Source organism: Streptomyces sp. NPDC058221, from assembly GCF_042882365.1.
Taxonomy (GTDB): Bacteria; Actinomycetota; Actinomycetes; order Streptomycetales; family Streptomycetaceae; genus Streptomyces.
Genome location: NZ_JBHVWF010000243.1, coordinates 1 through 7,570, shown reverse-complemented (window position 1 = coordinate 7,570; position 7,570 = coordinate 1). Strand labels below are relative to the sequence as shown.

At 69.5% G+C, this 7,570-nt stretch carries 7 protein-coding genes; 6 read left to right on the top strand and 1 reads right to left on the bottom strand.

The annotated features are described in order from the left end of the window. Positions 1–28 precede the first annotated feature (28 nt). The gene (murA, locus tag ACFVW8_RS37600; protein ID WP_389698278.1) at positions 29–1,369 is read right to left on the bottom strand and encodes a UDP-N-acetylglucosamine 1-carboxyvinyltransferase; all 1,341 of its coding nucleotides are present in this window, start codon (positions 1,367–1,369) and stop codon (positions 29–31) included. Positions 1,370–1,643: 274 nt separating this feature from the next. Here murA and ACFVW8_RS37595 point away from each other — a divergent pair, with 274 nt between their 5' ends. The 6 genes from ACFVW8_RS37595 (at position 1,644) to ACFVW8_RS37570 (ending at position 7,529) form a co-directional block, all read left to right on the top strand. Continuing rightward, positions 1,644–2,204: a YqgE/AlgH family protein gene (locus ACFVW8_RS37595; RefSeq protein WP_389698276.1), complete on the top strand. Its 561-nt coding sequence runs from the start codon at positions 1,644–1,646 to the stop codon at positions 2,202–2,204. A gap of 30 nt (positions 2,205–2,234) precedes the next feature. Then, on the top strand, positions 2,235–2,537 hold the full coding sequence (locus tag ACFVW8_RS37590) for a DUF3039 domain-containing protein (RefSeq protein WP_389698274.1): 303 nt from the start codon (positions 2,235–2,237) through the stop codon (positions 2,535–2,537). Positions 2,538–2,766: 229 nt separating this feature from the next. Next, on the top strand, positions 2,767–4,071 hold the full coding sequence (locus ACFVW8_RS37585) for an extracellular solute-binding protein (protein ID WP_389698272.1): 1,305 nt from the start codon (positions 2,767–2,769) through the stop codon (positions 4,069–4,071). Positions 4,072–4,073: 2 nt separating this feature from the next. Then, positions 4,074–5,045, top strand: coding sequence for a carbohydrate ABC transporter permease (locus ACFVW8_RS37580; protein ID WP_389698270.1), 972 nt, complete (start codon positions 4,074–4,076; stop codon positions 5,043–5,045). Beyond that, the gene (locus tag ACFVW8_RS37575) at positions 5,042–5,890 is read left to right on the top strand and encodes a carbohydrate ABC transporter permease (RefSeq protein ID WP_389698268.1); all 849 of its coding nucleotides are present in this window, start codon (positions 5,042–5,044) and stop codon (positions 5,888–5,890) included. The genes ACFVW8_RS37580 and ACFVW8_RS37575 overlap by 4 nt, the downstream gene beginning before the upstream one ends. 1 nt (position 5,891) lies before the next feature. Continuing rightward, positions 5,892–7,529 (top strand): beta-N-acetylhexosaminidase, encoded by a 1,638-nt coding sequence (locus ACFVW8_RS37570; protein ID WP_389698266.1) that lies wholly within the window; start codon positions 5,892–5,894, stop codon positions 7,527–7,529. The last annotated feature ends 41 nt before the right edge of the window (positions 7,530–7,570 follow it).

Below are 7,570 nucleotides of genomic sequence, written 5' to 3'. Positions count from 1 at the left end.
GGCCCTCGACCGTCCTGGAGACCGTGCGTCAGACGAGCGAACCGCCCGGCAGCTCGACCTTCGCGCCGAGCTTCTCCAGCTTGTCCATGAAGTTCTCGTAGCCTCGGTTGATCAGATCGATCCCGTGCACCCGGGACGTCCCCTGCGCCGCCAGAGCGGCGATCAGGTACGAGAAGCCACCGCGCAGGTCGGGGATGACCAGATCCGCGCCCTGCAGCTTCGTCGGCCCGGACACGACCGCGGAGTGCAGGAAGTTGCGCTGGCCGAAGCGGCAGTCGGAACCGCCCAGGCACTCGCGGTAGAGCTGGATGTGCGCGCCCATCTGGTTGAGCGCCGAGGTGAAGCCGAGCCGGGACTCGTACACCGTCTCGTGCACGATCGACAGGCCGGCGGCCTGCGTCAGCGCCACGACCAGCGGCTGCTGCCAGTCGGTCTGGAAGCCGGGGTGCACGTCCGTCTCCAGCGCGATGGCGTTCAGCGCGCCGCCCGGGTGCCAGAAGCGGATGCCCTCGTCGTCGATCTCGAAGGCGCCGCCGACCCGGCGGAAGGTGTTCAGGAACGTCATCATCGAGCGCTGCTGCGCCCCGTGGACGTAGATGTTGCCCTCGGTCGCCAGTGCCGCGGACGCCCAGGAGGCGGCCTCCAGGCGGTCCGGAAGCGCGCGGTGCGTGTAGCCGTCGAGACGGTCGACACCGGTGATCCGGATGGTCCGGTCGGTGTCCATGGAGATGATCGCGCCCATCTTCTGCAGTACGCAGATGAGGTCCTCGATCTCCGGCTCCACGGCCGCGTTGGACAGCTCGGTGACGCCTTCGGCCAGTACGGCCGTCAGCAGCACCTGCTCGGTGGAGCCCACCGACGGGTACGGCAGCCGGATCTTGGTGCCCCGCAGCCGCTGCGGGGCCTCCAGGTACTGGCCGTCCGCCCGCTTCTCGATCGTCGCGCCGAACTGGCGCAGCACGTCGAAGTGGAAGTCGATCGGCCGGCCGCCGATGTCGCAGCCGCCGAGCCCCGGGATGAACGCGTGGCCCAGCCGGTGCAGCAGCGGGCCGCAGAAGAGGATCGGGATGCGCGACGAGCCCGCGTGGGCGTCGATGTCGGCGACGTTCGCGCTCTCGACGTGCGTGGGGTCGAGGATCAGCTCGCCGGGTTCGTCACCCGGGCGGACCGTCACACCGTGCAGCTGGAGCAGTCCGCGGACCACCCGCACATCGCGGATGTCGGGCACGTTGCGCAGTCGGCTGGGCCCGCTGCCGAGCAGCGCGGCGACCATTGCCTTCGGCACCAGGTTCTTGGCGCCTCGGACGCGGATCTCACCCTCCAGCGGGGTTCCGCCGTGGACAAGCAGGACATCGTCTGTGCCGGTCATGAATCTCGCGTTCCGGAGTGGTCGGGCAGGGGGCCAATCGAAAGGGTAATGGCCGCACACCCCGGTTCCGTAAGAGAACGGGGGGTGCGAGAAGGTCATGAATCCGCCACAACACGCTCCGCAGCCTCGATCTTGCGGAGGGTCACCGTCCGGATAGCGGTCCGGCTGTGCGCTCCTTGTGCATCCGTGCGCCCTGAGCTGCGCTCGGGCACCCACCGCGACGAGGGAGTCACTTGTCCCCCACGGAAGCCGAAGATGCGGGATCATTTCTGCCATGACCGAGGTGTCCTCGCTCACAGGGCGGCTGCTCGTGGCCGCACCCGCCCTGGCGGACCCGAATTTCGACCGCGCGGTGGTGCTGCTCCTCGACCACGACGAGGAGGGCTCGCTCGGCGTGGTCCTGAACCGCCCGACCCCGGTCGGTGTCGGTGACATCCTGATGTCCTGGGCCGGCCTGACCGGCGAGCCCGACGTCGTCTTCCAGGGCGGCCCGGTCTCCCTGGACTCGGCGCTCGGCGTGGCGGTGATCCCCGGGGACGAGGGCCCCCTCGGCTGGCGCCGGGTGTACGGGGCGATCGGCCTGGTGGACCTGGAGGCGCCGCCCGAACTGCTGGCGGCGGCCCTCGGCTCGCTGCGGATCTTCGCCGGATACGCCGGCTGGGGGCCCGGACAGCTGGAGTCGGAACTGTCCGAGGGCGCCTGGTACGTCGTCGAGTCGGAGCCCGGGGACGTCTCGTCACCGAATCCGGAGGGCCTCTGGAGAGCGGTCCTGCGCCGCCAGCGCAGCGAGCTGGCCATGATCGCCACCTATCCCGACGACCCTTCGCTGAACTGATGCGCCGGGCTTTCAGTACGCTTGGCGGTTATGAGCACTCTTGAGCCCGAGCGCGGGGCAGGTACGGGAACCCTCGTGGAGCCGACGCCACAGGTGTCGAACGGCGACGGCGACCACGAGCGCTACGCCCATTACGTACAGAAGGACAAGATCATGGCGAGTGCCCTGGAGGGCACCCCCGTGGTCGCACTGTGCGGCAAGGTCTGGGTACCGGGGCGCGACCCCAAGAAGTACCCGGTGTGCCCCATGTGCAAGGAGATCTACGAGTCCATGGGCGCCGGCGGCGACAAGGACAAGGACAAGGGCAAGGGCGGCAAGGACAGCAAGAAGTAGTCCGCAGTAGCAGAACCGACCTGTCCGGGTGACCCCCGGGGCACGCAGCCGCGCGCCCCGGGGGTTCTTCGTCGTCCGGGGCACGTGCCGCGTTGCACGGGCTGCTTCCCCGGGTCACAGAGTGGTTGAGACCACTTGTCGGGGACTTCGTCTAGACCTACCCTCCTGCCAGTTGTGCAGAACGAAACGTGCGTTGCGCATGCTGCAACGCCTACCGGTAGGGGTCCGGATGAAGCTTTCTGCCCGAATTGCCGCCCCGGCTGCGGCGCTTGTGCTGGCGGGTCTCACCGCCACCGCCTGCGCGCCGCAGACCTCCGACACCGGCGCCAAGGGGGACGAGAAGACCGGCACTCTGCGTGTCTGGCTGTTCCAGGAGGTGGGCAACAAGCCCAAGCAGAAGGTCGTCGACGCCGCGGTCGCCGGCTTCGGGAAGGCCCACAAGGGCGCGAAGGTCGAAATCGAGTACATACCGGTGGAGACCCGGGCCCAGCGCGTCAAGGCCGCCTTCAACGACCCCAAGAGCGCCCCCGACCTGATCGAGTACGGCAACACGGACACCGCCGGCTATGTGAAGGACGGCGGACTGGCCGATATCAGCGCCGAGTTCGGGGCCTGGGCGGACGCCAAGGACACCGACCCGACCGCCAAGCAGTCCGTGACGGTGGACGGGAAGATCTACGGAGCCCCGCTCTTCGTCGGCGTCAGGGCGCTCTACTACCGCACCGACATCTTCGAGGACTTGGGGATCGAGGCGCCCAAGTCCCAGGCCGAGCTGATCTCCGCCGCCAAGAAGATCCACAAGAAGAAGCCCGGCCTGTACGGACTCGCGGTGGGCGGCGCGTACACCTACGGCGCGATGCCGTTCATCTGGGCCAACGGCGGCGAACTGGCCGACGGGAGCGGATCCGGTTACAAGGCGGCCATCAACAGTGCGAAGGCCCGCAAGGGCATCGCCGCCTACACCTCGCTCTTCGGCGACTCCAACTGCCCGGCCGCCAAGTGCGCCGCCATGGGCGGCAACGCGACCGTCACCGCCTTCGCCTCCGGGAAGGCAGCCATGGCCATCGGCGGCGACTTCAGCCACGCGGCCGTCGAAGCCGGCACGGTGAAGGGAAAGTACGCGGTGGTGCCGCTCCCGGGAGTGGCGAAGAACTCCGTGGCCCCGGCGTTCGCGGGCGGCAACAACATCGGCGTACTGAAGAGCAGCAGGCACCGCACCCTCGCCGTCGACCTGATGAAGGCGCTGACCGGCAAGGAGACCCAGGCGAAGATGTTCGACGCGATGGGCTTCCTGCCGACGTACACGGACGTGCTGGCCGCCGCCGCGAAGAAGGAGCCCTTCGTCGAACCGTTCGTCAAGACGCTCGGCGCGGGCGCCAAGTTCGTCCCGGCCTCGCCGGCCTGGGGCCAGATCGACTCCTCGCTGATCCTGCCGACGATGTTCCAGGAGATCGTCAGCGGCCGTAAGGACGTGGCGAAGGCCTCGGACGACGCCGCGAAGAAGATGGACGCCGCGTTCGCCGACGCGGGCTGACGATGACGGCGAACAGCACGGCGTACAAGGCGCCCCGCACGTCCGGAGCGGGCGGCCCTTCCCCCCGCCCGCTCCGGCGCCGCCCGGCCTCGCCCGCCAGGCGGTCCGGCTGGACCCCCTGGCTCTACCTCCTGCCCGCGCTCGTCCTCCTCGGCGGGCTGCTGGTCTACCCGATCTACCAGCTCGGCCTGATCTCCTTCCTGGAGTACACCCAGGCCCAGGTGAGCGGCGGCGAGCCGGCCACCTTCCAGGGGTTCGGCAACTACGCGACGCTCTTCCACGACAGCCAGTTCTGGCAGGTGCTGCTGGCCACCGTGGTCTTCGCGGCGCTCTGCGTGCTGGCCACCCTGATGGTCGGCTGCGCACTGGCCGTCCTGCTGACCCGGGTGCGGGCCGTGCCGCGGCTCGCCCTGATGATGGCCGCGCTCGGTGCCTGGGCGACCCCCGCGATCACCGGCTCCACCGTCTGGGTCTTCCTCTTCGACGCCGACTTCGGACCGGTCAACCGGGTGCTGGGGCTCGGTGACTTCTCCTGGACGTACGGGCGCTACAGCGCCTTCGCGCTGGTGCTCCTCGAAGTCCTGTGGTGCTCGTTCCCGTTCGTGATGGTCACCGTCTACGCGGGCATCCGGGCCATTCCCACCGAGGTGCTGGAGGCGGCGTCGCTGGACGGCGCCTCGCAGTGGCGGATCTGGCGGTCGGTCACCGCCCCGATGCTGCGGCCGATCCTGGTCGTCGTCACCATTCAGTCGATCATCTGGGACTTCAAGGTCTTCACCCAGATCTACGTCATGACCAACGGCGGCGGCATCGCCGGCCAGAACCTGGTGCTCAACGTGTACGCGTACCAGAAGGCGTTCGCGTCCTCGCAGTACAGCCTCGGCTCGGCGATCGGCGTCGTGATGCTGGTGATCCTGCTGGCGGTCACGCTGGTCTATCTGCGCCTGGTGAGGCGCCAGGGGGAGGAACTGTGAGCCTGCCGTCCCTGTTGCGCGTCCGCCGGCCCGGCCGGCTCGCCGCCGAGGCCGCTGCCCTGCTGATCGCCGCCGCCGTGGCCTTCCCGCTGTACTGGATGGTGCTCTCGGCCTTCAAGCCGGCCGGTGAGATCCAGTCGGCGCACCCCAGGCCGTGGACGCTGTCGCCGTCCCTGGACTCCTTCCGCCGGGTCTTCCAGCAGCAGGACTTCGGGCGCTACTTCCTCAACAGCCTGCTCGTCGCCGGCACGGTCGTCATCGTCTCGGCGCTGATCGCCTTCCTGGCGGCGACGGCGGTGACCCGGTTCAGATTCCGCTTCCGCACCACTCTGCTGATCATGTTCCTGGTGGCGCAGATGGTGCCGGTCGAGGCGCTGACGATCCCGCTGTTCTTCCTGATGCGGGACTTCGGCCAGCTGAACACCCTCGGTTCGCTGATCCTGCCGCACCTGGCCTTCTCGCTGCCGTTCGCGATCTGGATGCTGCGCGGCTTCGTCAAGGCCGTCCCGGACGCCCTGGAGGAGGCGGCCTACATCGACGGGGCGAGCCGCACCCGCTTCCTGTGGCAGATCCTCTTCCCGCTGGTCTTCCCCGGACTCGTGGCGACCAGCGTCTTCTCGTTCATCTCGACCTGGAACGACTTCCTCTTCGCGAAGTCGTTCATCATCAGCGACACCTCCCAGTCGACGCTTCCGATGGCGCTGCTGGTCTTCTTCAAACCCGACGAGAACGACTGGGGCGGGATCATGGCAGCCTCGACGGTGATGACCGTTCCCGTGCTGGTCTTCTTCGTACTCGTACAGCGACGCCTGGTCTCGGGACTGGGCGGAGCGGTTAAGGACTGACGTGGCCGATCTGATCCCGGCGCCCCTGCGCGCCGAATACCTCCCCGACGCGGCCGGCTTCGTGCTGGATCAGGACACCTCGGTCGACGCGCCCGCCGGCACCGAGGATGCCGCACGCCTGCTGCGCGCCGGCGTGGGCGCCGCGACCGGCCTGCCGCTCGCACCGGGCGGGACGGGGCGGGCGATCCGGCTGCGGCTCGACCCCGGGGCCGCGGACGAGCTGGGGCCCGAGGGCTACCGGCTCACCGCGGACGCCGACGCCGTCACCCTGCGGGCCGCCGCCCCGGCCGGGCTGCACTGGGGTGTCCAGACGCTGCGCCAGCTGCTCGGCCCGGATGCCCACCGGAACGCGCCGGTGGACCCGGACCGGGTCTGGACGGTGCCGAGCTGCACCATCGAGGACCGTCCCCGCTTCGCCTGGCGGGGTCTGATGCTCGACGTGGCACGGCACTTCATGCCCAAGGCCGACGTCCTGCGCCAGCTCGACCTCCTCGCCGCCCACAAGCTGAACGTCTTCCACTTCCACCTCACCGACGACCAGGGCTGGCGCGTCGAGATCAAGCGCTACCCGCGCCTGACCGAGGTCGGCTCCTGGCGGTCGCGTACGAAGCACGGCCACCGGGCCTCCGAGCTGTGGGACGACACCCCGCACGGTGGCTACTACACCCAGGACGACATCCGCGAGATCGTGGCGTACGCCGCCGCGCGGCACATCCGGGTCGTCCCCGAGATCGACATCCCGGGCCACTCGCAGGCCGCCATCAGCGCCTACCCGGAGCTGGGCAACACCGACGTCATCGACACCACCGCCCTGTCCGTCTGGGACGACTGGGGCGTCACCCCGAACGTCCTGGCCCCCACCGACGGCGTTCTGCGCTTCTACGAAGGCGTGTTCGAGGAACTCCTCGGCCTCTTCCCGGCCACCGTCTCGCCGTTCATCCACGTCGGCGGCGACGAATGCCCCAAGGACCAGTGGAAGCAGTCGCCGACGGCCCAGGCCCGTATCAAGGAACTCGGCCTGGCCGACGAGGACGAGCTCCAGTCCTGGTTCATCCGCCACTTCGACAGCTGGCTCACCGCACGGGGCCGCCGCCTCATCGGCTGGGACGAGATCCTGGAGGGCGGACTCGCCGACGGTGCGGCCGTCTCCTCGTGGCGCGGCTACGGGGGCGGGATCGCGGCAGCCGAGGCCGGGCACGACGTCGTGATGTGCCCGGAGCAGCAGGTCTATCTGGACCACCGTCAGCACGGCGGCCCCGACGAGCCGATGCCGATCGGATACGTCCGGACCCTGGAGGACGTCTACCGCTTCGAACCCGTGCCGCCGGGCCTGAGCGAGGAGGCGGCCCGTCACATCCTGGGCACCCAGGCCAACGTCTGGACCGAGGTCATGCAGAACCGGGCCCGCGTCGACTACCAGGTCTTCCCGCGCCTCGCGGCCTTCGCAGAGGTCGCCTGGTCCGCCCTGCCGGCCTCGGCGGACCGGGACTTCGCCGGGTTCGAACAGCGAATGGCCACGCACTACGCGCGGCTTGACGCACTCGGCGTCGGCTACCGGCCGCCGGGCGGTCCGCTGCCGTGGCAGAAGCGGCCCGGCATTGTCGGACGCCCGATCGAAGGAGCGCCCCCGAGCGTGTGATCCCGCGCGCGGACGTCTCCCGCCGCCACGGTCCCATCGAC